This window comes from Clavibacter sp. VKM Ac-2872, assembly GCF_015351105.1.
Classification (GTDB): domain Bacteria; phylum Actinomycetota; class Actinomycetes; order Actinomycetales; family Microbacteriaceae; genus Clavibacter.
Genome location: NZ_JADKRR010000001.1, coordinates 1,231,717 through 1,257,727, shown reverse-complemented (window position 1 = coordinate 1,257,727; position 26,011 = coordinate 1,231,717). Strand labels below are relative to the sequence as shown.

Here is a 26,011-nt window from a genome sequence, read left to right as displayed (position 1 = left end):
AACGGGCCGCTCCCGGGTCCGCGGCCAGGTGCGCGGCCTATCGTCGGAGGCACCGCGCACACCCCACAGCAAGGAGCTCGACATGGCCGCATCGTCCCCCACCGCAGGATCCGCGTTCGGCGACGCCGCCGACGGCGTGTGGCAGGCGATGGAGTCGCTCCGCGCCCGCTTCGAGAAGCGCGACGGCGCCCCAGCCGGGCACGGGGCCGGCGCCCACGACATGCGCCACGCGGTCCTCGCGCTGCTCACGGAGGAGCCCATGCACGGCTACCGCGTCATCCACGAGATCGAGGAGCGCAGCGCCGGCGCCTGGACCCCGAACGCCGGGGCCGTCTACCCGACGCTCCAGCTCCTCGCCGACGAGGGCCTCATCGCCGCGGAGACCACCGACGGACGGAAGGTCTACGCGCTCACCGAGGCGGGCCGCGCCGCGGTCGCCCGGGACGGCATCACCGCGCCGTGGGACCGCTCCGACGGCGCGCACGGCCACGAGGGGAACGACCGCCACGACCGATCCGCCCTGCCGAAGGCCGGCCTGTCGCTCGCCCAGGCGGCGGCGCAGGTGCAGCGCACCGGCACGCCCGCGCAGGTCGCCGAGGCCGTCGCCGAGCTCGACGCGGCCCGCCGCCGCCTCTACGCGATCCTCGCCCGGGAGTGACCTCGGCCACGGCCGGCGCCGCGCCCGGGGCGCATCCCGAGGCCGACGCCCCGGAGACGCGCGCCCGCTACCGCCGCATCCTCCGCTTCGCCGCCTGGAACCTCGCGGTCACGTGGTGGTACGAGCTCTTCCTCCCCCGCGTCGGCCTCCGCGGCATCGCGGACCGCACCCGCACCCGGCGCATGAAGCTGTTCGCCCGCCGCTTCCGCGTGCTCGCGGTCGAGCTCGGCGGCCTCATGATCAAGGTCGGCCAGTTCATGTCGTCGCGCCTGGACGTCCTGCCGCCCGAGATCACGGCCGAGCTCGAGGACCTGCAGGACGAGGTGCCCGCCGTCCCGTTCCCTGAGATCCGCGCCCTCGCGGAGCGCGAGCTGGGCATGCCGCTCGCCGACGCGTTCGCGTGGGTCGATGAGACGCCCGTCGCGGCCGCATCGCTCGGCCAGGCGCACCGCGCCATCCTCGGCCCCGTCGACTCCGCCGACACGGGCCTCACGGGCGCGGTCATCAAGGTGCAGCGGCCGGGCATCGACGACGTCGTCCGCATCGACCTCGCCGCGCTCCGCCGCATCGGCGGCTGGCTCACGCACGTGCGCCTCGTGTCCGACCGCGTGGACGCGCCCGCGCTCGTGGAGGAGTTCGCCGAGACGAGCCTCGAGGAGATCGACTACCTGCACGAGGCCCGCAGCTCCGCCCGCTTCCAGGGGATGTTCGCCTCCGACGAGCGCGTGGCCGTGCCCGAGATCGTCTGGGAGCGCAGCACCCGGCGCGTGCTCACGCTCGAGGACGTCACCGCGATCAAGATCACCGACCACGCGGGGCTCCTCGCCGCCGGCATCGACCCGGTGGAGGTCGCGCCCGTCTTCGCCGCCGTCATGTTCGACCAGCTCTTCGCCGACGGCTTCTTCCACGCGGATCCGCACCCCGGCAACGTCTTCGTCACGCCCGTCACGGACGGCTCCGTCGAGCAGGGCTGGACCCTCACCTTCATCGACTTCGGGATGATGGGCGAGGTCCCGCCGAGCACCCGCAGGGGCCTGCGCAAGATGCTCATCGCCGCCGCATCGCGCGACGGGAAGGGCCTCGTCGACGCGGCCCGCGACATCGGCGTGCTGCTGCCTTCGGCGGACACCACGCAGCTCGAGCTCGCCATGACCCGGCTCTTCGCCCGCTTCGGCGGCCTGGGCTTCGCGGAGCTGCGCGAGGTGGATCCCCGGGAGTTCCGTGCCTTCGCGAACGAGTTCCAGGAGGTCGTGCGCACGCTGCCGTTCCAGCTCCCGGACGACTTCCTGCTCATCATCCGGGCCATGTCGCTGACGTCGGGCGTGTGCAGCGCGCTGGATCCGGCGTTCAACCTCTGGGATTCCGTCGAGCCGTACGCGCAGCGCCTCATCCGCGAGGAGCGCGGCAACGTCGTGCGCGACCTCGGAACGCGCGTCTCGGACACCGCCGGCACGCTGGCACGCCTCCCCGGCCGCCTCGACGCGCTGCTCACGCGCATCGACGACGGCGCCCTCCCCATCAGCGATCCCACGCTCGAGCGTCGTGTCGGCGCCCTGGAGCGCACCCTGCGCCGCGCGATCTCGGCGCTCGTCTTCGCCGGCCTCCTCGCCGGCGGCGTCCTCCTCCGCCCGGACGACGAGGTGCTCGGCACGGTGCTGCTCGTCGTCTCGGTCATCCCGCTGGCGCAGGCCCTCCTCCCGGGCCGCCGCGGGCGCTGAGCGGGCCCGCGCCGTCGTCCCTGCTCGCCGACCGCTCCGCTACCCCGCGATGAGGGCCGTCAGCCCGTCGAGCGCCAGGGCCGCGTCGGCACCGTCCACCCGCTGCGCCACGACCGGACCGCGTGCCACGACCTCGAGCATCCGGGCGAGGTCCTCCAGGTGTCGCGAGCCGCCCGCCCGATCCAGGGCCTCGCCCACGACGCATCCGAGCGACGGTCCCCCGGCGGCCTGCCCGGAGCGGCGGCGCACCTCGAGCCGCCGCCAGCACTCGTCCGCGGGCACGTCGAGCATCGCGTGGATCACGTGTCCGCCCGCGTCGCGGGCGTGCGTCGCGAACTCCGCCAGCTCGTCGGCGTCGGGGAAGAGCTGCGGCATGACGACCGTGCCGCCGTCCCCCACCACGCTCCGCACGATCGCCTGTGCCACGGGCCGGACGATGCGACCGGCGCCCGCGAAGTCCTCCGACCACCCCCCGACGGACGTGCGGAGGACGTCGACGTCGAGGAGGAACCACCCCGGGTGAGCCTCGACCAGCCGCCGGGCCAGGGTCGACTTGCCGCTCCCCGGCAGGCCGTTGATGAACACCGCCGCACCCGTCCGCTGCACGCCGACCTCCGAGCCGCTCGTCGCGAGCACCGGAGCGGGACCGCCAGGAGACCCTACGTCGTCCCGTCCCGACGTGATCGCCCCGCTCCACGAGCCGGTCCCGGCCAGGACGGACCGGGAGACGTCTCGTCGATCCCGCGCCCCGGCGGGCGATCCCCGACCGCGAGGGCAGCCGCCTCCGAGGAGCACGCCCGGGTGAGACGCTCGGTGAACGCAGAAGGCCCGGTCTCCAGGAGACCGGGCCTTCATCTTGTTGCGGGGGCAGGATTTGAACCTACGACCTCTGGGTTATGAGCCCAGCGAGCTACCGAACTGCTCCACCCCGCGCTACGAGGAATACATTACCAGACCTCCGGGGTGCTCATGACCACCCGGGCGGCACGGGCCCGGCGCCGCCCGGCCGGATCCGCTCCCCGCACGAGGACGGCCCCGGGGGCACCCGCGTCGCGGGGCCGCCGGGGCCGTCCTGATGAGGAGCAGGGCTACTGCTTCTGGCTCAGCTCGTACGCGCGCTGCACGGCCTCGGTGAACCGCTGGTCCGCCTGCGCAGCGGCCACGAGGTCGCCGGACGCGTACGCGGCCTGCCGCTCCTGCAGCGCCGTGTTGGCCGCGTCGAGCGCCGCCTGCACGTCCTGCGCGGGAGCCGCGGGCGAGGTCGTCGGACTCGGCGTGGGCGTGGATCCCGTGCCCCCGTCTGTCCCGCCGTCGGTGGACCCGTCTCCCGTTCCGCCGTCGACCGGCGTCGTGGGCACGACGTCCTCGTCACCGGCGGTGGCTCCCGAGTCGCCCCCGAAGATGCTGTCGAGCGCGGCGTCGAGCGTGTCCTCGAACGCGATCTTGTCGCCGAACGCCACCAGCACCTTGCGGAGCAGCGGGTAGCTCGTGTCGCCCGTGGAGCGCACGTACACGGGCTGCACGTACAGCAGCCCGCCGCCGACCGGCAGGGTCAGCAGGTTGCCGCGCACGACGCTCGTGCGCCCGCCGCGCTCCAGCAGGTTCAGCTGGTTCGCCACGTTCGTGTCCGAGTTGAAGTTGTTCTGGATCTGCGTCGGCGCCGGGATGGTGTCGTCGTTCGGCAGCGTCAGCAGACGCAGCTTCCCGTAGTCCGGCGCCTTCTGACCCGCCGTGCTCCCCGCATCCGAGTCGACCCCGAGGTAGCCCGTGAGCACGCTCCGGGAGGTGTCCTGCGTGGCCGGGGGGATGAAGGTCGAGTACAGCGAGAACCTCGGGGCGTCCTGGCCCGGCATCTGCATGGTCAGGTAGTACGGCGGCTGGAGGCTCGCCGGCGTGCCCGCCTCGGTGGTGGCCGTCGGGTCGTTCGGCGTGGTCCAGAGGTCCTGGTTCGAGTAGATCGAGCCGGGATCGGTCACGTGGTACTTGCCGAGCACCGCGCGCTGGACCTTGAACATGTCGGCCGGGAAGCGCAGGTGGCTCATGAGCTCGCCCGAGATGTCCGCGATCGGCTTGAGGGTCGAGGGGAACACCTTCTGCCACGTCTTGAGGATCGGGTCGTCGGTGTCCCACGCGTAGAGCGTGACCTTGCCGTCGTACGCGTCGACCGTGGCCTTGACCGAGTTGCGGATGTAGTTGATCCGGTCCGTCGGCACGAGCGGCTGGGTCTGCTGCGAGTCGGCGATGAGGCGGCTCATGTCGTTGTGCTGCGAGTACGGGTACTGGTCGCTCGTCGTGTAGCCGTCGACGATCCACACCACGCGGCCGTCGACCACGCTGGGGTACGGGTCCTTGTCGACCGTGAGGTACGGCGCGACCTTGCCCACGCGCTCCGCCGGGTCGCGGTCGTAGAGGATCTGCGACTGGTCGTTGATCTGGTTGGCCAGGAAGATCTGCTCCGACTGGAACTTGAGCGCGTAGATCAGGCGCTTGAAGACGTTGTCGACCTTCGGCCCGCCGTCGCCCTGGAACGTCGTGTAGGTCTCGTCGGCGCCGTCGACGCCGGACGGGTAGTCCAGCTCCACCTTGTCGCCCGACTCGGGTCCGCCGACGATCGAGTAGTCCGGCGAGTTCTCGCCGAAGTACACGCGCGGCTCGAAGTCACCCAGGTCGCCCGACGCGGGGATGCCCGACTCGAGGAACACGGGCTGCCCGTCGGAGGTGCGCTGCGTGCCGTACGCCGCGACGAGCGAGTAGCCGTGCGTGTAGACGAGGTGCTGGTTGACCCACGATGTGCCCGTGTTGGTGGGGCTCAGCTCGCGGACCGCGACCACCGTGTCCTGCACACGACCGTCGATCTGGTACCGGTCGACGTCGAGGTTGTCGCCGAACTGGTAGTACTGCCGGAACTGCTGCAGCTGGCTGAACGCGTCGCCCACGACAGCGGGGTCGAGGATGCGGATGTTCGCGGTGGTCGCGGCGTCCTCGCGGAGCGCGCCGGGCGTCGTGTCCGTGGTCGCGTCGTAGGGGATCTCCTCGATGTCCGCCAGGCCGTAGGCCTGCCGCGTCGCCTCGATGTTGCGCTCGTAGAACGGCGACTCGAGCGAGCGCTCGTTGGGCTCGACCTGGAAGCGCTGCATGATGGCCGGGTAGGCCGTGCCGACGAGGATGCTGGCCACGATGAGCCCCGCGGTGCCGATGATGGGCAGGCGCCAACGGCCGATGGCCGCGGTGATGAGGAACAGCACCGCCACGACGATGGAGATGCCCGCGAGGATCGTCCGTCCCGGGATGACCGCGTTGACGTCGGAGTACGCGGCACCGGTGAACAGCCCGCCGTTGGCCGTGTTGACCACCGAGGAGTACTGGTCGAGCCAGATGCTCACGCCCTGCAGCAGGAAGTAGACGCCCGCGGTGATCGCGATCTGGATGCGGGAGCTCTTCGAGATGCGCACCTCGCGGCCCGAGAACCGCACGGCGCCGTAGAGGTAGCTCGTGGCGAGCACTCCGAGCATGGAGATGATGACCACGGCCGAGGCGAAGCCGACGACGGCGTGGTAGAAGGGCAGCTCGAACAGGTAGAACGACGTGTCGAGCTGGAACTGCGGATCCACCGTGCCGGAGGGCGTGCGGTTCAGCCAGAGCAGCGTGCGCTGCCAGCCGCTCGACGCGGAGACGCCCGCGAACAGGCCGAACACCGCGGGGATGGCGAACATCGCGAGGCGGCGCAGCGGCTCGATGACCTGCTGGTAGCGGTCGAGCTGGGAGTTGAGCTTCGCGTAGACGGGCCGCGAGCGGTACGCGACCTGGATGCTCACGAACACCGGGATCGCCATGGCGAGGAACCCGATGAGGAACAGGGCGATGCCCGCGCCCCACTGCGTGAGGAGCACGCCGAGGTAGCCCAGCTGGTCGTACCAGAGGACGTCGGCGTAGAAGCCGGCGAAGATGAAGAACGCGATCACGAGGGCGGCGATGATGGCCGCGGTGATGGCGAGGGGGGCTCGGCTCCGTCTGGCGGGCCGGGCGGATGTGCTTGTCACGTGTGTGCCTCAGAGTCGGGGACAGCGGAGTCCTCATCCTAGGCGGGGCTGTTGCCAGGGACCTGCGAGCGATCGGACGTCCTCGTCTGGTAAGGGCGCCCTCGCGACGACCCGGCCGGGGGCCGTCTCAGCAGGTCGGGAGCGCGTCCAGGTCGCCGTCCGTCGAGATGGCCTTCAGCGCCGTGAGCGAGTCGTCGAGCTTCGAGACGGCGAAGACGCGGAGGCCGTCGGGCACGTGCCCCCGCACCTCGTCGCAGTTGTCGGCGGGCGCCAGGAAGTACCGGGCTCCCGCGCGCTCGGCGCCGAAGAGCTTCTGGCGGATGCCGCCGATGGGGCCGACGTCGCCCCCCGCGTCGATCGTGCCCGTGCCCGCGATGGACTTGCCTCCGGTGAGCGAGCCCTCCTCGAGCTTGTCCATGATCCCCAGCGCGAACATCATGCCGGCGCTCGGACCGCCGACGTCGTCGAGCTGGATGTCGACCTCGAACGGGAACTCGTACGAGGTGGAGGTGACGACGCCGATGACGGGGCGGCCGTCGCGCTCCGCCGGCGTGACCTCGACCGTGCTGTCCTGCCCGTCGCGCGTGATCCCGAAGGACAGCGCCGTGGTCGTGCCGGCCGCGGCGACGCGCGCCTGCAGGTCGGCGAGGTCGACCACGTCGGCGCCGTCGACCGTGCGGATCGCGTCGCCCGCGCGGAGGGGGCCGTCGGCCGGGGATCCGTCGACGACGCTCTGGACCTGGAGGGTGCGCGGCACGTCGATGCCGAGCTCAGTCAGGGCCGCGGCGACGGCGTCCTGCTGCGAGTCCGTCATCTGGACCTGGTTCTGGGCGTCGCGCTGCTCGGCGGTCTGATCGGCCGGGAAGACCGCCTCCATCGGCACGACGCTGCGGCTCGGGTCGAGCCAGGCGGACACGACCGCGAACCAGTCGGGGCGCTGCGCGGGGTTGCCGACGACGCTGACGGTGAGCATGTCGAGGCTGCCGTCGGTGGGGTACGTCGTGCGGTCGGGGATGGAGATGAGGGGGCGTTCCGTGCCCTCGTGGTCGCTCGTGCCGAGGGTGTCGAACACGGGGCCGGGCTGCTCGATGACGTACGGCGACGGCATGAGGCCGAGCGCGAGGGCGAGCACGGCGCCGACGCCGGCGAGCACGCGGCCGACGCGGCGGCGGCGCGGGGGCCGGGGTGCGCGGGGGGCGTGCTGGGCGAACAGGCTCATCCGGATGTCCTCGGTGTCGGGGCGCGTCGGGCCGGGAAGCGGCCGGGCGACGGGTGTCGGGGCGGCCCTCACGGCCGCTGTTCGCGGCGGGCGGAAGCCGCGAGGGCTCAGCCTAGGCGAATGCGGATGGGTTTCCCGTGGGCGCGGGCTAGCGTGGATCCACCGGCCGCGGCACCGCGATCCGGACCCCTCGACCCCACGGGAGACCCTCCATGGCCGACGAGCCCACCCCGAACCCCGAGGACGAGTTCCGGCGCATGCTGGAGCGGTTCCTCGGCGCCGACGGGCAGATCGACCCGGACAAGCTCGCGGGTGCCGCGGGCCTCCCGCAGGATCCGGAGATGGTGCGCCAGCTCCTCGCGCAGCTCCAGGGCGCGCTCGCCAACACCGGCGACGGCGTCGACTGGAAGGTGGCCCGCGAGGGCGCCCGACAGCTCGCCGCGGCCGAGCAGACGCAGGTCACCGCCGCCGCGTCCGCGCCCCTGGACCAGGCGTTCCAGGTCGCCGCGCTGTGGCTCGACGAGGTCACCTACGTCAGCCAGCTCACGGTCGCGCCGCGCCTCATCACGCGCGCGCAGTGGACGGAGCTCACGATGCCGGTGTGGACGCAGCTCGCCGAGCCCGTCGCGCTCAGCATCGCCGACTCGCTCACCGAGGTCCTGCAGCAGAACGCGCCCGAGGAGATGCAGGGCATGGTCGCGGGCGCCGGGCGCATGATGCGGAACCTCGGCGGCACGCTCTTCGCCATGCAGCTCGGCCAGGTGGTCGGGCAGCTGTCCACCGAGGTCGTCTCCGGCGGCGACGTCGGCATCCCGCTGCTCGACGACCAGCAGGCCGCGCTCCTGCCGCAGAACGTCCAGGCGTTCGGCGAGGGGATCGACGTCTCCGACGACCAGGTGCAGATCTACCTCGCCGTCCGCGAGCTCGCCCACGCGCGCCTGTTCCGCCACGCGCGCTGGCTGCGCCTGCAGCTCATCTCCTCCATCACGGAGTTCGCGAAGGGCGTGCACATCGACACCGACCGGCTCGAGTCGCTCGCGGAGGGCTTCGACCCGTCGAACCCCGAGGAGCTCCGCCAGGCCATGGTCGACGGATCCCTCATCCCGCCGAAGACGGACGCGCAGCTCGCCGCCCTCGCCCGCCTCGAGACCATGCTCGCGCTCATCGAGGGCTGGGTGGACGTGGTGACCGCCGCCGCGACCGTGCGGCTCCCCCGGGCGTCCGCCATCGCCGAGACGGTGCGCCGCCGGCGCGCGACGGGCGGTCCCGCCGAGTCCGCCTTCGCGACGCTCGTGGGCCTCGAGCTCCGGCCGCGCCGCCTGCGCGAGGCCGCGGCGATGTGGCAGGCGGTCACCGACGGCGTGGGCGCGGAGCAGCGCGACGCGCTGTGGTCGCACCCCGACGTCCTGCCCACCTCCGAGGACATCGACGCCCCGCACGCGCTCGTCGCGCGCCTCACGCAGGGCGAGCCCGAGCCCGACGAGGTCGACCAGGCGCTCGAGGACCTGCTCAGCGGGTCCGACGCCGGCCGGCCCGTGGAGGACGGCCAGGGCCGCGCGACCGAGCCGGGCGAGACGCCCGACGACGGTCCCGACGACGCGCCCGGCACGGATCCGCGGCCCGTCTGACGCAGGACCCGCTCCCCCGCCGGGCCGGCGTCGCCTCCGCGACGTCGGCCCGGCGCCTGTGGAGACGCCCCGCGGGCGGACGACGCGTCGGGCACTGTGCGCGCCCATGGCCATCCGACTCGATCCCCGTCTCCCGCTCGTCTGGCGCACGCCGGACTCCCTCCAGCTCGGCGTCGACCGCCCGCCCGTGGTGCTCAGCGCGGTCTCGCGCCTCGACGAACGGCTGCTCGACGCGCTCCGGCGTGGCATCAGCCGCGGCGGCCTCGACATGATCGCCGCGACGGAGGGCGCCGGCCCCGCGCACGTCACGCAGCTGCTCGACCTGGTGCGGCCGGCCCTCCTCCCGCCGCGGGACGCGGGCCCCTCGTCCGGCGCCGACGCCGACGCCGGCCTCCGCGGGCGCTCGCGTTCCCGCACCGGGCCGGTCGCCCTCGTCGGCGTCGGACCGACCGCCGACCGCATCGCGGACGCCCTGTCCCGCGCCGGACACGACGCGACGTCGCGGCCGATGTCCGCCGACGCGGATCCGCGCACGGCCCTCGCCGTCATCGTCGCGCACTTCGCCATCGCCCCCGCCGTCTACGGACGCTGGTCCCGGGAGGACGTGCCGCACCTGCCGGTGGTCATCGGCGACCGGCACGCCGTCGTCGGTCCGCTGGTCGAGCCCGGACGGACGGCGTGCTGCTACTGCCTCGACCTCGGGCGACGGGATGCGGATCCGGCCTGGCCCGCCATCGCGGCCCAGCTGCTCGGGCGCGACAGCGGATCCGAGGCCGGGCTCGTGCCCGCCGAGCTCGCGGCCCTCGCCGCGCGGCCCGTCGACCGGCTGCTCGCGACGGGCGAGAACGCGCTCGCGACCCACCAGGTGGTGCTGGACGTGCGGACGGGCCGGGTCACGCGCCGCGCTTCGCGCCCCCACCCGCGATGCGGGTGTCGAGCTCTGCCAGGAACCGCGACGGCTCCCGCTGCCCCGATCGATGCGGTCCGCTCCGGCTCCAGGAGAGCCGCAGCCCGGATCGCGCGCGCGTGATCCCGACGTAGAGGAGGCGCCGCTCCTCGTCCACCGCCTCGAGCGTCTGCGCGTAGCTGATGGGCACGAGCCCCTCGCTCAGCCCCATCAGGTAGACGTGCTCCCACTCGAGGCCCTTGGCGGAGTGCAGCGTCGCGAGCGTGACGGCGGACACCGTCGGCTCGTGCTGGCCGGCCTGGCGCTCGAGCAGCTCGTCGGTGAAGGCGCGGAAGGTGCTGCCCGCGGGCATGCGCTCGGCGAGGCCCATGATCGCGTCGAGGGACTCCCACCGGTCGCGCACGGCGCCCGGCTGCTCGGGCGGTGCCTGGCTCCAGCCGAGGCCGCGGAGCACGTCGCTCACCGACTTGAACAGCGGCTCGCCCGAGATGGAGACGGACGCACCGCGGAGCGCGAGGAGCGCCTGCTTGATCTCGGGGCGGTCGAAGAAGCGCTGGGATCCGCGCACCTGGTAGCTGACGCCCGCGTCGCCGAGCGCCTGCTCGAGCACCGCCGACTGGCCGTTCATGCGGTAGAGGACGGCGATGTCCTCGGGCGCGATGCCCGAGGCGATCTGCTGCGCGATGGCACCGGCGATCGCGCGCGCCTCGGCGCCGTCGGACGGGAACGCGCTCACCTGCGGCGCCCGGAAGCCCTCGCCGCGGCCGGGCACCGCGGCGGATCCGCGGCCCGTCGCGGCGCGGGCGGATGCGGTGCCGGTGCCGTCGCCGTCCGGATCCGCGTCCGCCGACACGAGCGTGAGCGCACCAGGGCGGCCGCGCATCAGCCGGTTCGCCGCCTCCGTGATGCCCGAGGTCGACCGGTAGTTCCGCTCGAGCCGCACGACCGTCGCCTCGGGGAAGCGCGACGCGAAGTCGAGGAGGTAGGCGCTCTTGGCGCCCGCGAACGAGTAGATGGTCTGGCTGGCGTCGCCGACCACGCAGAGGTCGCGGCGGTCGCCCATCCAGAGGTCGAGGATCGTCTGCTGCAGCGGCGAGACGTCCTGGTACTCGTCGACCACGAAGAAGCGGTACTGCTCGCGCACCTGCTGCGCGACCCACGGCTCGGCCTCGATCATGCCCGCGGTGGCGAGCAGCACGTCCTCGAAGTCGAGCTGGCGGCGCTGGTCCTTGATGTCCTCGTAGGCCTGGAGGAGCGCGACGGCCTGGTCGGCGTCGAGCTGCGGCGGCAGCGTGCGGGTGGTGCGCGCGGCGAGGCCGTACTGCTCGATCGAGATCATCGAGACCTTCCGCCACTCGACCTCGGCGGCCATGTCGCGGAGCGCGGCCGTGTCGAGGCGGAGGCGCAGCGACTCGGCGGCGTGGCCGAGCATCCGCCCCTTGCTCTCGATGAGGCGCGGCATGGTGCCGCCGACCACCTGCGGCCAGAAGAAGTTGAGCTGCTTGAGGGCAGCCGCGTGGAAGGTGCGCGCGGCCACGGGTCCGGCGCCGAGCTCGCGGAGGCGTCCGCGCAGCTCGGCCGCGGCGCGCGAGGTGAAGGTGAGCGCCATGACGCGGTTGGGCGGGTACACGCCGGCCTGGATCCCGTACGCGATGCGGTGCGTGATGGCGCGCGTCTTGCCCGTGCCCGCACCCGCCAGCACGACGACCGGGCCGAGGAGCGCCTCCGCGGCGAGGCGCTGCTGGTCGTCGAGGGCCTCGAGAAGCGACTCGGCGGTGCGGACGTCCTCCACGGGCTCGTCCGCGGTGACGGGGCCGAGGGCGACGGGTGCCGGGAGGGCGCCGGGCGCGGTGGACCCGTAGGGGTCGCGCCCGGGGGTGCCGGGGACGAGCTGGTCGGTCACGATCGGCGGATCACCACTCCCGCTCGCCGTCCTCGAGGGGGCCGCCGTACCACTCCTCGATGATGGCGCGCGCGATGGACGACGGGCCGGGGAGCGCGATCTCGCCGAGCGACGCCCGCAGCTCCTCGCGGCTGAACCAGCGCAGGTCGACGATCTCGACGCCGTCGGGCGTCGCGGGCCCGCTCGAGGCGGAGACGCGCGCGAGGAAGCCGACCATGACGGAGGCCGGGAACGGCCACGGCTGGCTGCCCAGGTAGCGGGGATCCTCGACGGTGACGCCGGACTCCTCGAGCACCTCGCGCTTCACGGCCGCCTCGAACGACTCCCCCGGCTCGACGAAGCCCGCGAGCAGCGAGTAGCGGTCGCCGCCCCACATGGCGTTGGCGCCGAGGAGCAGGCGGTCGTCCTGGTCGACGACGCCCATGATCACGGCCGCGTCGGTGCGCGGGAAGACCTGCGAGCCGTCGGAGGGGGCGCGGCGCACCCAGCCGCCCTGCTCGACGACGGTGGGCTCGCCCGTCTTGGGCGAGAACGGGTGGGAGGCGTGCCAGTTGGCGGTGGCGAGAGCGCCCGTGAAGAGCGCGGCGTCGCGGTCGTCGAGCTGCGTGGCGGTCGTGCGCAGCTCCAGCCAGCGATCGTCGCCGGGCTCGAGCTCGGCGGCCGCGGCGTCGGTGAGGACCGCGGCGACGACGGGCGTGCCGACCGGCTCGCCCTCGTGCGCGACGGTCGTGCGGCCGAGGTAGATCCGGACGGTCGCGGCGGTGACGCGGTCGACCGGCAGCAGGTCGAGGGCGGCGCGGCCGTCGGAGGCTGCCCCCAGCGCGCGGTGGCCGTGCAGCGCGAGGACGCGCGTGGCCGGATCCGCCCACAGCTCGTCGAAGAGGGCGGGTGAGTCGCGGCGCAGGCCGTCGCGGTCGACGCCCTCACGGGACAGGGGCAGGCGGGAGAGGAAGCTGTCGAGCACGGGGGACCAATCGACTTCGAGGACGGACGGGCCGAGGGGCGGGACGTCTTCCGTCGTGGTCCGCCCACGGTGCACGTGTGGGGCCGGAAGCGCGTGGCGCGGTGAGACGGAGGGCTCCCAGCGACCTAACCTGTAAGGCATGGCCAGATCCCACCTCACTCTAGCCGCGTTGGCGACCTCGGCCGTCTCGGGGCTCGACGTGGTCCGCAGCACCCCGTTCACGGCCGGCGGCGCGGGCGACTTCGACTCCGCGCTCCTCTCCACGCGGGACGGCCGCGCGCTCCTCGTGCGCGTCCCGACCACGCAGGCCGCCGAGTCCGAGCAGTCCGCCGACCTCGTGGCGCTGCGGGCGTTGAGCACCGGGATCCGCTCCCGCCTGCCGTTCCAGGTGCCCGAGTTCCTGGGGCAGGCGCCCATCAAGCCGACCCGCGGCTTCGTCTACGGGCACGTGCCCGGCCGCGTCATCTCGCTGGATGAGATCCCCGCGGGCGACGGCCTCGCGCGCTCCATCGGCGCCGCCGTCTCGGCCGTGCACAGCCTGCCGACCGGGTTCGTCGCCGACGCGGGGCTGCCCGTGCTCTCGGCCGCCGAGATCCACAGCCAGACCGCCGCGCTCATCGACCGGGCGGCGGCCACCGCGCTCGTGCCGAGCCTCCTGCTGTCGCGCTGGGAGGAGGCGCTCGACGACGCGTCGCTCTGGCAGTTCCAGCCCGCGGTCGTCAACGGCGCCGTGCAGGCGTCCTCGTTCCTCGTCGACGGCGACGACGTGACCGGGATGATCGGCTGGTCGGAGCTCCGCGTCGCCGACCCCGCGCACGACCTGCACTGGGTGCTGGGGGCGCGCGCCGAGCACGTCGCCGAGAGCGTCTTCCGCGCCTACAACCAGGCGCACCACGTGACGGTCGACCGCCAGCTCAAGCAGCGTGCGCTCCTCTACGCCGAGCTCGAGATCGCCCGCTGGCTGCTGCACGGCACGGAGACGCGCAACCCGGGCATCGTCGACGACGCCGTGAACATGCTCAGCGCGCTCGTGGACACGGTGCGCGCCGACGAGGGCCAGCGCATCGCGCACGAGACGCTGCCCGTGATGGACGTCGACCAGGTCGAGGAGATGCTCGACTCCCGGCCTCAGCCCACCGTCTCCCCCGACGGCGCGCGCGACGCGTCGGGCGTGCGCGCGCCCGACCAGAGCGCCACGAGGTCGTCCTCCGAGTAGAGCCGTTCCGGCTTCAGCGACCGGTCGTCCGCCACGAAGTAGAACTCGGCGTCGATGAGCTCGGGGGCGATGCCGCGCCACTTGGCGAACGCGAGGCGGTAGAGCGCGAGCTGGAGCTGCTTGAGCTCGAGGTCGGCGGCGTCCTTCGGGGTGCGGCCGGTCTTCCAGTCGACGACGCGGTAGCGGCCGTCGATGAGGAACACCGCGTCGATCTTGCAGATGACGACCTGGCCGGCGAGCTCCATGTGGATCTCGACCTCGACCTCCTCCGGCTTCCGGCTCGCCCACTCGCTCGCCTCGAAGATCGTCCGCAGACGGTCGAGGTCCTCTGTCTCCACGGGCGGCTCGGTCGGATCCGCATCCAGCTCCACGCCGGACGCGTCGATGACGTCGGCCGTGCCCGCGGGCCCGTAGCGCGCCTCGACCCAGCCGTGGAAGAGCGTGCCGAGGCGGGTCTGCCGGTAGGGGCGCTCCGGCATGGGGCGGCGCAGGCGCGCGGCGACGCCGGCGGGGTCGCTCACGAAGTCCTTGAAGCGCGACGCGGGGATGCGCGTGGGCAGGTCGACGAGCTCGGCGTCCCGCGCGCGGGCGTCGCGCTCGGCGAGGAGCAGGTCGATGTCGCGGGTCCAGACGGTCTCCGCGTCCGGATCCGCATCGGCCACCGCCTCGGCGGCCGCGCGCACCCGGGCCTCGCGCGGCCCGAGCGGGGGCAGCGGCCAGGCGACGCGCGCGGATCCGGGCTCGAGCGGGTTCTCCTCCAGCTCAGGGGCCTCGGGCAGGGCGTCGGGGGCGATGAGCCCCACCTGCTGGATCTCGCGGAGGAACGCCCCGGGCCCGCGCGGCTTCTGCTGCGTGGACCAGAACGAGCCGCTGAGCAGCAGATCGGATCGCGTGCGCGTGATGGCGACGTAGGCGAGGCGCCGCTGCTCGGCCGCGTTGCGCTCCTCGAGCTCCTCGCCGAACGCCTCCATCGCCTCCGCGAACTCCTTCTGCGACTCGACGCCGCGCCAGGCGAGCGACGGCAGCTCGGCGGAGTCGCCGCGGAACTCGAACGGCAGCGCGCCGAACGCGACCCATCCCCGCTTCTCCCGGAGCGTGCCGGGCAGCTCGCCGTCGACCATGCGCGGCACGGCCACGACGTCCCACTCGAGGCCCTTCGAGCCGTGGATGGTGAGGATCTGCACGGTGCCGGGCTCCGGCTCCTCCGTGCGCGGGGCGAGGTTGTCGCGTCGTTCCGCCTCCGCGAGCCAGGCGAGGAACGGTCCGAGCGTGCCCGCGGAGTCGCCCTGGAGGTAGCCGGCCACCTGCTCGGTGAAGGCCTCGAGGCTCGCGCGGCCGAGCGGATCCGTCTCGTTGGCGGCGACCTCGATGTCGAGCAGCAGCTCCTGCTGGACGACCGTGACGAGATCGACGAGGTCGAGCCCGACGCGGGAGCGCAGCACCTGCAGCTGGCGGCCGGCGGCCCGGAGGCGCGCGAGGCCCTCCGCGCTGAACCCGGCGAGCGCGGTGTGGCCCTCGCGGGCGTCGACGACGAAGTCGAGGGCGTCGACCACCGATCCCACCTCGTCCGGCACCACGGAGGCCCGGAGGCCGTCGCGCACCTCGTCGGCGAGCGGCTTCTGCGCGTGATCCCTGGACATCAGCCAGGAGGCGACGCGGGACAGCGCGTGCACGTCCTTCGTGCCGATGCGCCAGCGCGCGCCCGTGAGGAGCCGCACGAGCTCGCTGCCCGCGGTGGGGTCGTGCAGCACGCGGAGGACGCACACCAGGTCGACCACGGCGGGCTGGTCGAGGAGGCCCCCGAGGCCGAGCACGCGGAACGGCACGCCGCGGTCGGCGAGCGCCGTCGTGAACGGCTCGATGGTCTTGAGCGACCGGCAGAGCATCGCAGCCGAGCGCGGTCGACCGTCCGGCCCCCGCTGCCGCAGCCGGTCCGCGAACCACGCGGCGACGCTCGCGGCCTCGTCCGCGATGGTCTCCTCGTAGGCGACGTCGAGCCGCCCGTCGCCCGCGTCGGGGCGGGGCTCCAGGCGCGCGACGGGGATCCGCGACGCGGCGGTGAGCGGCTCGACGATGCGGTTCGCGGCGCCGAGCACCGCGCCCGGGTTCCGCCAGCTGGTGGACAGCGCGTAGACGGGCACGTCGGCGGCGGCAGCGCCGGCCGGCGCGAAGTCGGCGCCGAAGCGCGCGAGGTTCGCCGCGCTCGCGCCGCGCCAGCCGTAGATGGACTGGTGCGGGTCCCCGACCGCCATGACGGGCGTGCCGCCGAAGAGCGTGGCGAGGAGCCGGGTCTGCACCACGGAGGTGTCCTGGTACTCGTCGAGGAGAACCACGCGGAAGCGCTTCCGGTGCTCGGCGACGACCTGCGGCACCCGCTCGCAGATCGCGAGCGCGAAGGCGACCTGGTCGCTGTACTCCACGAGCCCGCGCCGGGTCTTCTCCTCCTGGAAGCGCACCGCGAGGTCGACGAGCGGCGGCAGCGCGCCGACGGCGGCGACCGCCTCGGCGGCCGGCGCCTTCCTGATGCGGGCGGATCCGAACGGCAGCTCGGCGAGGCCCGTGAACGCCCCGGCGAGGCGCACGACCTCGGCCGGGTCGGCGACGTTCTCGCTCATGGCCCGGCTGAGGGAGATGACGGCCTGCGTGATGGGATCCACCCCGCGGCCCAGCTCGAGCAGCCACGGGTCGGTGCTCTCGACCACGAGCCGGCGCGCGAGCTGCCACGCCGACGCCTCCGTGAGCACGACCGACTCCGCCTCGCGGCCGATGAGCGTGGCGCTGTCGCGGAAGATGCCGTTCGCGAACGCGTTGTAGGTCTGCACGGTGGGCGTCGCGAACGCGTCCGCGGGCACGGCCGCGAGCCCGGCCTGCTGCAGCTGCTCGATGCGCGCGCGGATCCGCACCCCGAGCTCGCCCGCGGCCTTCCGCGTGAAGGTGAGGCCGAGGATCTCCTCGACGCCCACGTGCCCGTTGGCGAGCAGCCAGACGACGCGGCTCGCCATGGTCTCGGTCTTGCCGCTGCCGGCGCCCGCCACGACGAGGCCGGGCTCGAGCGGCGACTCGATGACGCGACGCTGCTGCTCCGTGGGCCGCGGCAGGCCGAGCGTCTCCGCGATCCGCTGCGCGCTGACCATGCCGTCGGCCGCCAGACCGCTCGTCCCGACGCCGCTCACGCGGACACCGCCCGCACGAGGTGGATGCGGTACCGCCTGGCCGATCCCGGATCCCGCTCCCCCAGGTCCGGCGTGCCGTCGAAGGTCGCGCCCGCCATGCCCGTCGCGGCATCCGCGATGCGCGCGCGGAACCCGTCGAGCTCCTCGCGGGTCAGCGGCTCCTGCGGCAGCTCGCGGTAGGGCAGGCCGCGCGTGCCGCCCGAGACGTACAGCAGCTTCGCGCCGCCGGACGGGGCGCCCGCGGGCACGTCCTCGAGCGAGCCCTCCACGAAGGCGAGCTGGTAGGAGCCGAGCTGCGCGTGCCCGGGGATCTCGGCGCGGGTCGGGAAGTGCCGGCCGGTCTTGAGGTCGACGATGACCACCCGGCCCTCCTCCGTCAGCTCGATGCGGTCGATCTTCCCGCGGAGGCGGGCGACGCCCACCTCGAGCTCGAAGCCGCCCTCGGCCGCGAGCATGCGCCCGCCGTCGGCGGCGAAGTCGCGGAGGTACCCGCTGACGCCCGCGATGAGCTCGCCGGCCTGCCGCCGCTCCCGCTCGCCCACCCAGGGCGACTCGAAGGGCAGCTCGCCCCAGCGCGCGTCGAGGCGGGCCTCGAGGGCCGGCGGGCGGAGGTCGGCATCGGGATCGAGGCTCGCCTCCTCCATGACCGCGTGCACGATGGTGCCGATGCCCATGGCCGTGCTCGTGGATCCGCCGGACGCCTGGTCGATGAACCAGTTGAGCGGCGAGCGCTCGAACGCCTCGAGCCGCGACGGGGACACGGGCACGCGGGCCTCCGGGTCGGTGAGGTCGACGACGGGCTCGGTGGTGGACGGCGCGCGGAGGCCGTACCACTCGGCGGGGTCCGCGCCCGTCACGCCCTCCGCCGCGAGGCGCGCGAGGGCGGACGCGGCGGCGAGGCCGCGCTCGCGGGTGGCGTCGGCCGGCCGGCGCGCGGTGCGGTCGCCGGAGACGACGCGGCCGTCCTCCAGGAGCACCGCGTCGCGGTGCACGACCGCGAGCTCGCGGCGGAGCGCGCCGACGAGCCCGCGCAGCGACAGGGGGTGGTCCGGGCGGATCCGCAGCGCGGCGGGCGCGTCCTCCGCCACCCGGCCCGCCTCGGCGCCGGCCTCCGCCTCCGCGAGGCCGGGCGCGGGCGGCACCAGGCGCAGGAACGGCGACGGCGCCTCCTCGTCGTTGGCGGTGGCGCTGAGCACCACGACGCGCGACGCCCGGGAGACGGCGAGCGCGAGCATCCGCAGCTCGTCGCCCAGGACCTCGGCGCGCTCGTCGACGTCGGCCCGGTCGAGCCCGCGCGCCACGGCGGAGAGGCGCTGCGGGTGCAGCAGGGATCCGCGCAGCCGCAGATTCGGCCACACGCCCTCCTGGAGCGCGGCGACCGCGACGACCTCGTACCCGGCGCCCACGACGGCGGACGGCGTGGCGACGAGGACCGTGTCGGCGAGCGGCTGGGGCGAGAGCGTGTCCTCGGGCACCTCCGCGCCGAGCAGCTCCTCGACGAAGTCGGACGCGGGGCGGCCCGGGTTCCGCTCGACGAACCGCCGGGCCGCCGTGAACAGCGCGACGACGCCGTCGAGGTCGCGGTTGGCCTGGTCGGCGACGATGCCGGTCTGCAGCGCCTGCTCGAACCACGGCGTCGCCAGCTTCGAGCCCTCCCACAGGTGCCAGAGCAGCTCCTCGATCGTGCCGTCGGCGGATGACAGCTCGCGGGCCCCCTGCAGCGTGCGGGCGAGGCGGGCCAGGCGACGCGCGGGCGCGAGGTCGAGCGTCTCGAGCCGGCCGGGCGCGGCCAGCGCCTCCACCAGCAGCTCGTCGCTCGACCGGTGGCCGTCGCCCGCGAGCTCCTCCTGGCGCATCGCGAGGCGGAGGCGGCGCAGCTGGACCCCGTCGAGGCCGCCGAGCGGACCCGTGGCGAGCTGGGCCGCGATGTCCGGCGTGAGCGGGACGCGGCCGAGCACGACGTCGACGGCGCGGATGAGGGCGAGCGCGGCGAGGTCGTCGCGGAGCGCGCGCCCGGCGACGGCCGTGCGCGTGGGCACCTCGGCGGTCGCGAGGCTGCGGGCGACCTGGGGCACGAGGGATCCGGAGCGCACGAGCACGACCATGCGCGCCCACGGCACGCCGCCCAGCAGGTGCTCCTCGCGGAGCCGGCGCGCGAGGCGGGCGAGCTCCAGGGCGCGCGTCGGCGCCTCGATGACCTGGATCGGGTCGGCGTCGTCGACGAGGCCCGGCGCGGATCCCGCCTGCCGCTGCCGCCCCGCGCCGGCCGCGCCGATGCGCGCCGTGACCGCGGAGGTGAGCGCCCGGAGCGCGGGCGGCTGCCGGTGCACCCGGTCGAGCACGAGCGTGCGGAGCCCGGGCAGGCCGAGCACGGTGGAGAGGCGGCCGAGCGCGGACGCCTCCGCCCCGCGGAAGGTGGCCGCCGCGACGTCCGGGTCGCCGAACGCGATCACGTCCGCGCCGCGCGCTGCGAGCGCCCGGAGGAGCGAGAGGGTCGCCACGGTGGCCTCGTGCAGGTCGTCGGCGACGACCAGCCGGATCCCCGTGAGCGCGTCCCCCCGCGACACGAGCAGCACGGCCTCCGCGAGCAGCTCCGCGCTGTCGAGGTGGTCGCCGCGGAAGGAGTCGACGACGTCCTCGTACTCGCGGGCGAACTCCGCCACGGCGATCCACTCGGGCACGTCGTGCGCGCGGCCGAGCTCCGCCAGGGCGTCCGGCCGCACGCCCTCCTCCGTCGCGCGCATGAGCAGCTCGCGGAGCTCGGTGCGGAAGGCGCGAAGCCGCCGGACCTCGACGCCGAGCGGATCCGGCCACGCGGGCCCGGTGCCCCGCTCCTCGTGCCCGGCGAGGAGGTCGGCGATGATCTGGTCCTGCTCGGCGCCCGTGAGCAGCCGGGGCGGCTCGGTGCCCGTCTCGGCGGCGCGGCGCGCGAGCACCTCGAACGCGACGGACGTGGCGGTGCGCGCGAGGGGGCCGAGCGTGGGCACCCCGACCCGGAGCGCGAGCTCGTCGCGCAGGCGCGTGGCGGCGGCGCGGGACGGGGCGAGCACGAGCACCTGGGCGGGGTCGAGCCCCGCGGCGAGGATCCGGTCGGCGACGAGCTCCCGCAGCGTCGTGGTGCGGCCCGACCCCGGCGCGCCGATGACGGCGGCGCTCACGCCGACGGGCAGCTCCACGACGGCGCGCTGCGACGGGTCGAGCGTCACCGCGGGGGCGCCGCCGTCGGCGTCGGAGACGAGCGGCTGGCGGAATCCCCTGATGGTCACGCGCCCACGCTACCGGCGGCCCCCGACGACGGCGGATCCGCGGATCGGCCGCCGCCGCCCGCCCGTCCGTCCGCCCTCAGTGAACGCCACGGGGCCGCGCATCCGGGTGCCCTAGCCTGAGGGGGCACCGTCGCATCCGACGCATCGAAAGGCACCTCCCGTGGAAATCCGTATCGGCCTCGTCAACACCGCCCGCGAGCTCTCCTTCAGCACCAAGCAGACGCCCGAGGAGGTCCAGCGGACCGTCACGGACGCCGTCCGCGACTCCTCCCCCTTCCTCTCCTTCACGGACGACAAGGGCGCCACGCACCTCGCCGTCACCGCCCACCTCGCCTACGTGGAGCTCGGCAGCGCCGACGCCCCGCGCATCGGCTTCGTCCGCTAGCCCGACGCCCGTGGAGCTCATGTTCGTCGCGCTGTTCGGCGCCCTGATCGGCCTCGTCGCGCGCTACGCGCTCCCCCACCGCGCCACGCACGGCGCGCTGCTGATCCCGGCGGTCGGCACGACGGCCGCCATGGTCGCGTGGGTCGTCCTCACGTGGGCCGGCCTCCGCTGGGACCAGGGCGTCATCTGGATCGCGACGCTCGCGGTCTCGGCGCTCGTCGCGGCCGGGGCCGACCTGCTGGTGGGGCGTCGACGCTCCTCCGCCGACGCCCGCGACCTGGCCGCCATCGGCGGCTGACGACCCCACCCGCACGTCACGATGCCCGGTCCCGCGATGGACCGGGCATCGTCGCATCCCGGGCCGAGCCGCGGTGCGTCAGGCCGTGAGGCCGAGCGCGTCCATCCGCCGGGTGTGCGCAGTGATGATCCCGGCGAACACGGGCTCGAGGTGCACGCGCGCGTCGTCCGGGTCGGCGAGGGACGCGCGCATGGCCGTCCCCGCGACGAGCAGCGTGTCGCCGACGAGGCGGCGGCCCCACATGGCCAGGCGCGAGGCGAGGCGCGGGTCGCGGCGGATCCCGGCTCGCACGGCGTCGACGATGCCCTGCTGCCCCACGCCCGACGACAGCAGCACGACGACGCGCTGGCGCTGGTCCGACGGGAGCCCGGAGGCGAGGCGGACGAAGAAGTCGTCGAGCAGCCCCGTGGTGATGTAGGCGGAGAGCAGGCACTCGTACCAGTCGGCGCCCGCGACGGTGGCGGTGAACCGGTCGAACGCGGCGCGGTGCGGCTCCATGACGACGCTCGGGTCGCCGTCCTGGCGCTTGATCTCGGCCGCGAGCGCCTGGTGCTTGCCGAGCGCGATGCCGGCGGCCGTCGAGACGGCCTCCTTGCCGGCGAGGTCCGGCGCCTCGGCGACCGCGCGCGACAGGGTCTCGAAGACCGTCAGCTGCAGGTAGGCGACGGCGCCGAGGAAGCGGAGGGTGTCGGGCGAGAAGTCGTCCACGCTCACGGTCGTCGCCGCGGATCGCCTCTTCGACTCGCCGCGGGACCTGACCCGGGGCGCCTCGATCGTCGTCGACCGGCGTCCGAACATCTTGAGCACGTGGCCAGCGTATAGGGCGGCGGAGGCGGCCATCGGGCGCCCGCCCGCTAAACTCGCCCGTGGTCCCTCAACGGAAGGGCCCCATCGCGCCCGCAGAGCAGCAGTCCGGGCGTGGACCGCACCGCTAGACAGGGCACAACGTGACTTTCACCGAACTGAACATCGACGAGGACATGGTGCAGGCGCTCGCCGACCACGGGATCCTCGAACCCTTCCCCATCCAGGAGCAGACCATCCCCCTGGCGCTCGCCGGCCAGGACATCATCGGCCAGGCCAAGACGGGCACCGGCAAGACCTTCGGCTTCGGCCTCCCGCTCATCCAGCGGCTCGGCCTCACCCCGGAGCCCGGCGTGCAGGCGCTCGTGGTCGTCCCGACGCGCGAGCTCGCCGTCCAGGTCACCGAGGACCTCCAGATCGCCACCGCGAACCGCGCCACCACCGTCGTCTCCATCTACGGCGGCAAGGCGTACGAGGGCCAGATCGAGCAGCTCAAGGCCGGCGCGCAGATCGTCGTCGGCACCCCGGGTCGTCTCCTCGACCTCGTGGGCCAGCGCCTGCTCTCGCTCCAGAACGTGCGCGAGATGGTGCTCGACGAGGCCGACAAGATGCTCGACCTCGGCTTCCTCTCGGACATCGAGAGGCTGTTCGCGCAGACCCCCGCCGTGCGCCACACGATGCTGTTCTCGGCCACCATGCCGGGCCCGATCGTGGCGCTCGCCCGCCGCTTCATGACGAAGCCGATCCACATCCGCGCGACGGATCCGGACGAGGGCCTCATGCAGGCGAACATCCGCCACCTCGTGTACCGCGCGCACAACATGGACAAGGACGAGGTGATCGGCCGCATCCTCCAGGCCGATGGCCGCGGCAAGACCGTGATCTTCACGCGCACCAAGCGCGCCGCCGCCCGCCTCGTCGAGGAGCTCAACGACCGCGGCTTCAACGCCGCCGCCGTGCACGGCGACCTCAACCAGGAGCAGCGCGAGCGCGCGATGGCCGCGTTCAAGGCCGGCAAGAAGGACATCCTCATCGCCACCGACGTGGCGGCGCGCGGCATCGACGTGCTCGACGTCACCCACGTGATCAACCACACCATCCCCGAGGACGACAAGGCGTACCTGCACCGCGTCGGCCGCACGGGCCGCGCGGGCAAGACCGGCATCGCGGTCACGTTCGTCGACTGGGACGACCTGCACAAGTGGGCGCTCATCAACCGCGCCCTCGAGTTCGGCCAGCCGGAGCCCACCGAGACGTACTCGTCCTCGCCGCACCTCTACACCGACCTCGACATCCCGGCCGGGTCCACGGGCCGCCTCCGCGCGACCCCCACGGTGAACCCCGACGGCACCCCGCGCGAGCGTCCGGGCAGCCGCGGATCCGACTCGGGTCGCGACGGCGGCCGCGGCGGCAGCCGGGACGGCGGACGCGGCGGCGACCGCGGCGGCGACCGCTCGGGCAGCCGCACATCCTCCACCGGCGGAGACCGCGACCGGTCGCGCAGCCGCAGCACCTCGACCGCGTCCGCCACCGCCTCCGCGTCCGCGGAGGCGACCGCCAGGATCGGCAGCGAGCAGCCCAACACGGCCGGCGGCCACGACGCGCCCCACCCCGACGGCCAGACCCGTCCGCGCTCGCGCAACCGCCGTCGCCGCTCGGGGGGCGATCGCCCCACCGCGACGTCCTAGCGCCCCGCTGCACGGATCGCACGACGAGGGGCCGCATCCACCGGATGCGGCCCCTCCGTCGTGACCGGCCCGTGCGACGTCGGTCGGGCCGCCGGTCAGGCGGCGGGAACGGGCACGACGGGCGCCCATCCCGACGCGCGCTCGATGATGCGGGCGAGCACCGCGGGCTCCGTGGTGTTCTCGGCGAGCCGGTTCGGCTTGCCCGCGCCGTGGTAGTCGCTGGATCCCGTGACCTCGAGCCCGAACCGCTCCGCCAGCTCCGTGAGGCGCACGCGCGACGCGGGCGGGTTGTCGCGGTGCCGGACCTCGACGCCGAAGAGCCCGGCGGCGACGAGCGCGGTCATGCGCGAGTCCGACAGCACGCGCTCGGGCCCGCGGGCGCCCGGGTGCGCGAGCACGGCCAGGCCGCCGGCCGCCGTGATCAGCTCGACGCCGAGGATCGGATCCGGCGCGTAGTGCGGGCGGTAGTAGCCGCCCTGCCAGTGCAGGATGCTCTCGAACGCGGCCGTGCGCGTCGGCACGTGGCCGCGGGCGACGAGCGCGTCGGCGATGTGCGGCCGGCCGATGGTGCTGCCGGGCGTCGTCTGCGCCAGGACGTCGGCCCAGGTGAGGTCGTAGTCGCGGGAGATGCGGCCCACCATCGCCTCGGCGCGGGTCATGCGCTCCGAGCGGACGCGCGCGGTCATCGCCGCGAGGTCGGCGTCCTCGGGATCGAAGAGGTACGCGAGCACGTGGACGCTGGCGTACTCGAGCTGCGTGCTCATCTCCATGCCGGGGACGAGCGTGATGCCGTGCACGAGCGCGGCGGCCGAGGCGTCGGCCCAGCCCGCGGTGGAGTCGTGGTCGGTGAGCGCCACGGCCGAGAGGCCCTGCGACGCGGCCTGCGCGACGAGCTCGACGGGCGTCTCGGTGCCGTCCGAGACGGAGCTGTGCGTGTGCAGGTCGATGGGACCTGGCTGCTCCTCCGGCATCCCTCCATCCTAGGTGGCGGCCCGTGGAGGGCCGGCCGGCCGGGCCCCGCGGCGGCGCTCTCCCAGAGAGCCGCCATAGTGTGGGGGACGTCATGGGTCGGGTCGTCGGAGCAGCAGTCATCCTCGTCACGGCCGCGGGATTCCTCGTCGTCACCTGGCCGCAGCTGCTGGGGCTGGAGCAGACGTACCTCGTCGCCCACGCCGTCGCCATCCGCGGCGGCCTCGTCGCCGCGGCGGCCGCCGTGCTGGTGCTCACCCTCGTCCTCGGCCTCGTGATCCGCCCCGGCCGTCGCCTGCTCGGCAGCATCGCCGTGCTGCTCGTGCTGTTCATCGGCGCCAACTCGGCCGTGCTCGCCACGCGCGGGCTCGGCGACACGGCGTTCCAGGAGGCGCAGGCCGACGACGTCACCGTGCTGTCGTGGAACACGCTCGGCGGCGCGACGGGAGCGCGCGCGGTCGCCGACCTGGCCATCGAGTCCGGGGCCGACGTCATCACGCTCCCCGAGACCCGCGAGGAGACCGGCGCCGAGATCGCCGTCCTCATGCGCGATGCCGGCCGGCCGATGTGGGTGCGCACCGCGGCCTTCGACGACGTGGCCGCCGCCCGCTCCACCACCATCCTCATCAGCGCGGCCTACGGCGACTACCGCATGGACGAGTCGCGCGGCACCACGAGCGTGCTGCCCACCGTCATCATGGAGCCCGTCGACGGGAACGGGCCCGTCATCATGGCCGTGCACCCCGTCTCCCCCATCCCCGAGCAGATGGACAACTGGCGGGCCGACCTCGCCTGGCTGGGGAAGCGCTGCGACGAGGGCAACGTGATCATCGCGGGCGACTTCAACGCGACGCTCGACCACATGAGCCGGTACGGCGGCACGCCCACCGAGCGCGACCAGGTCACCGACCTCGGGCAGTGCGTCGACGCGGCGCGCGCCTCCGGCAACGGCGCGGTCGGCACCTGGCCCACGGGGCTCCCCGCGCTCCTCGGCACGCCCATCGACCACATCATGGCCACGCCCGGGTGGGCGGTCACGGGCTTCCGCGTCGTCGAGGACCGCGACGGCGCGGGGAGCGACCACCGGCCGGTGATCGCGCAGCTCACGCCGCTCCGCTGAGCCGCCCCCGCCCCCGCCTCCCCGCCCCGGCGCCGCGCGCAGGTGGGATGATCGT

Annotated in this window: 17 protein-coding genes, 1 tRNA gene and 1 pseudogene; 9 read left to right on the top strand and 10 right to left on the bottom strand. The window is 74.2% G+C overall.

Annotated elements, in window-relative coordinates; genetic code table 11:
* Positions 1-82 precede the first annotated feature (82 nt).
* Both ITJ40_RS05975 and ITJ40_RS05970 read left to right on the top strand, forming a co-directional pair.
* A complete protein-coding gene (locus tag ITJ40_RS05975; protein ID WP_194666180.1) occupies positions 83-658 on the top strand; it encodes a PadR family transcriptional regulator in 576 nt (191 codons plus the stop codon).
* Entirely contained in the window at positions 655-2,376 is a 1,722-nt protein-coding gene (locus ITJ40_RS05970; RefSeq protein ID WP_194666179.1) for an AarF/UbiB family protein, read from the top strand. The genes ITJ40_RS05975 and ITJ40_RS05970 overlap by 4 nt, the downstream gene beginning before the upstream one ends.
* A gap of 39 nt (positions 2,377-2,415) precedes the next feature.
* On the opposite strand, the gene ITJ40_RS05965 is transcribed toward ITJ40_RS05970, so the two are convergent.
* From ITJ40_RS05965 to ITJ40_RS05950, 4 genes are all read right to left on the bottom strand, one after another.
* Positions 2,416-2,982, bottom strand: a complete 567-nt coding sequence (locus ITJ40_RS05965) for an ATP-binding protein (protein WP_194666178.1) — start codon at positions 2,980-2,982, stop codon at positions 2,416-2,418.
* Positions 2,983-3,235: 253 nt separating this feature from the next.
* Positions 3,236-3,309, bottom strand: a tRNA-Met gene (locus tag ITJ40_RS05960).
* Positions 3,310-3,464: 155 nt separating this feature from the next.
* Entirely contained in the window at positions 3,465-6,416 is a 2,952-nt protein-coding gene (locus tag ITJ40_RS05955; RefSeq protein ID WP_194666177.1) for a UPF0182 family protein, read from the bottom strand.
* Positions 6,417-6,543: 127 nt separating this feature from the next.
* Positions 6,544-7,635, bottom strand: a complete 1,092-nt coding sequence (locus ITJ40_RS05950) for a PDZ domain-containing protein (protein WP_194666176.1) — start codon at positions 7,633-7,635, stop codon at positions 6,544-6,546.
* 212 nt (positions 7,636-7,847) lie between these two features.
* On the opposite strand from ITJ40_RS05950, the gene ITJ40_RS05945 reads away from it, so the two are divergent.
* Both ITJ40_RS05945 and ITJ40_RS17415 read left to right on the top strand, forming a co-directional pair.
* Positions 7,848-9,263, top strand: coding sequence for a zinc-dependent metalloprotease (locus tag ITJ40_RS05945; RefSeq protein WP_194666175.1), 1,416 nt, complete (start codon positions 7,848-7,850; stop codon positions 9,261-9,263).
* Between the two features lie 106 nt (positions 9,264-9,369).
* Positions 9,370-10,182: pseudogene (locus ITJ40_RS17415) on the top strand (TOMM precursor leader peptide-binding protein); the annotation flags it as partial.
* Here the strand turns inward: ITJ40_RS17415 and ITJ40_RS05940 are convergent.
* Both ITJ40_RS05940 and nudC read right to left on the bottom strand, forming a co-directional pair.
* Positions 10,157-12,073 (bottom strand): ATP-dependent helicase, encoded by a 1,917-nt coding sequence (locus ITJ40_RS05940; RefSeq protein ID WP_194666174.1) that lies wholly within the window; start codon positions 12,071-12,073, stop codon positions 10,157-10,159. The pseudogene ITJ40_RS17415 and the gene ITJ40_RS05940 sit on opposite strands and share 26 nt — an antisense overlap.
* A gap of 10 nt (positions 12,074-12,083) precedes the next feature.
* The gene (nudC, locus tag ITJ40_RS05935) at positions 12,084-13,037 is read right to left on the bottom strand and encodes an NAD(+) diphosphatase (protein ID WP_194666173.1); all 954 of its coding nucleotides are present in this window, start codon (positions 13,035-13,037) and stop codon (positions 12,084-12,086) included.
* A gap of 139 nt (positions 13,038-13,176) precedes the next feature.
* On the opposite strand from nudC, the gene ITJ40_RS05930 reads away from it, so the two are divergent.
* Positions 13,177-14,253, top strand: coding sequence for a phosphotransferase (locus tag ITJ40_RS05930; protein ID WP_194666172.1), 1,077 nt, complete (start codon positions 13,177-13,179; stop codon positions 14,251-14,253).
* Here the strand turns inward: ITJ40_RS05930 and ITJ40_RS05925 are convergent.
* Together ITJ40_RS05925 and ITJ40_RS17410 are read right to left on the bottom strand one after the other, a co-directional pair.
* Positions 14,166-17,426: an ATP-dependent helicase gene (locus tag ITJ40_RS05925; RefSeq protein WP_370531998.1), complete on the bottom strand. Its 3,261-nt coding sequence runs from the start codon at positions 17,424-17,426 to the stop codon at positions 14,166-14,168. The two genes, ITJ40_RS05930 and ITJ40_RS05925, sit on opposite strands and share 88 nt — an antisense overlap.
* Complete coding sequence (locus tag ITJ40_RS17410; protein WP_194666171.1) at positions 17,423-20,692, bottom strand: ATP-dependent DNA helicase; 3,270 nt, start codon at positions 20,690-20,692, stop codon at positions 17,423-17,425. Before ITJ40_RS17410 ends, ITJ40_RS05925 begins: the two co-directional genes overlap by 4 nt.
* 160 nt (positions 20,693-20,852) lie before the next feature.
* Between ITJ40_RS17410 and ITJ40_RS05915 the strand changes: the two genes are divergently transcribed.
* Both ITJ40_RS05915 and ITJ40_RS05910 read left to right on the top strand, forming a co-directional pair.
* Positions 20,853-21,077, top strand: coding sequence for a DUF3107 domain-containing protein (locus tag ITJ40_RS05915; protein ID WP_194666170.1), 225 nt, complete (start codon positions 20,853-20,855; stop codon positions 21,075-21,077).
* Positions 21,078-21,096: 19 nt separating this feature from the next.
* The gene (locus tag ITJ40_RS05910; protein ID WP_228512160.1) at positions 21,097-21,375 is read left to right on the top strand and encodes a hypothetical protein; all 279 of its coding nucleotides are present in this window, start codon (positions 21,097-21,099) and stop codon (positions 21,373-21,375) included.
* Positions 21,376-21,453: 78 nt separating this feature from the next.
* On the opposite strand, the gene ITJ40_RS05905 is transcribed toward ITJ40_RS05910, so the two are convergent.
* Complete coding sequence (locus ITJ40_RS05905; RefSeq protein ID WP_228512159.1) at positions 21,454-22,173, bottom strand: ferritin-like fold-containing protein; 720 nt, start codon at positions 22,171-22,173, stop codon at positions 21,454-21,456.
* A 149-nt stretch (positions 22,174-22,322) separates the two neighbouring features.
* Between ITJ40_RS05905 and ITJ40_RS05900 the strand changes: the two genes are divergently transcribed.
* Positions 22,323-23,867, top strand: a complete 1,545-nt coding sequence (locus ITJ40_RS05900) for a DEAD/DEAH box helicase (RefSeq protein ID WP_194666167.1) — start codon at positions 22,323-22,325, stop codon at positions 23,865-23,867.
* Positions 23,868-23,962: 95 nt separating this feature from the next.
* Here the strand turns inward: ITJ40_RS05900 and ITJ40_RS05895 are convergent, their stop codons facing one another.
* A complete protein-coding gene (locus tag ITJ40_RS05895) occupies positions 23,963-24,838 on the bottom strand; it encodes a PHP domain-containing protein (protein ID WP_194666166.1) in 876 nt (291 codons plus the stop codon).
* Between the two features lie 92 nt (positions 24,839-24,930).
* Here ITJ40_RS05895 and ITJ40_RS05890 point away from each other — a divergent pair, with 92 nt between their 5' ends.
* Positions 24,931-25,956 carry an endonuclease/exonuclease/phosphatase family protein gene (locus ITJ40_RS05890; RefSeq protein ID WP_194666165.1) on the top strand — a complete coding sequence of 342 codons (1,026 nt, stop codon included), beginning with the start codon at positions 24,931-24,933 and terminating at the stop codon, positions 25,954-25,956.
* The last annotated feature ends 55 nt before the right edge of the window (positions 25,957-26,011 follow it).

Coding starts and splice junctions, on each gene's coding strand:
- ITJ40_RS05975 (WP_194666180.1), top strand. CDS start 83: ATGGCCGCATCGTCCCCCACCGCAGGATCCGCGTTCGGCGACGCCGCC.
- ITJ40_RS05950 (WP_194666176.1), bottom strand. CDS start 7,635: ATGAGCCTGTTCGCCCAGCACGCCCCCCGCGCACCCCGGCCCCCGCGC.
- ITJ40_RS05945 (WP_194666175.1), top strand. CDS start 7,848: ATGGCCGACGAGCCCACCCCGAACCCCGAGGACGAGTTCCGGCGCATG.
- ITJ40_RS05930 (WP_194666172.1), top strand. CDS start 13,177: ATGGCCAGATCCCACCTCACTCTAGCCGCGTTGGCGACCTCGGCCGTC.
- ITJ40_RS05910 (WP_228512160.1), top strand. CDS start 21,097: ATGTTCGTCGCGCTGTTCGGCGCCCTGATCGGCCTCGTCGCGCGCTAC.
- ITJ40_RS05905 (WP_228512159.1), bottom strand. CDS start 22,173: ATGTTCGGACGCCGGTCGACGACGATCGAGGCGCCCCGGGTCAGGTCC.
- ITJ40_RS05895 (WP_194666166.1), bottom strand. CDS start 24,838: ATGCCGGAGGAGCAGCCAGGTCCCATCGACCTGCACACGCACAGCTCC.
- ITJ40_RS05890 (WP_194666165.1), top strand. CDS start 24,931: ATGGGTCGGGTCGTCGGAGCAGCAGTCATCCTCGTCACGGCCGCGGGA.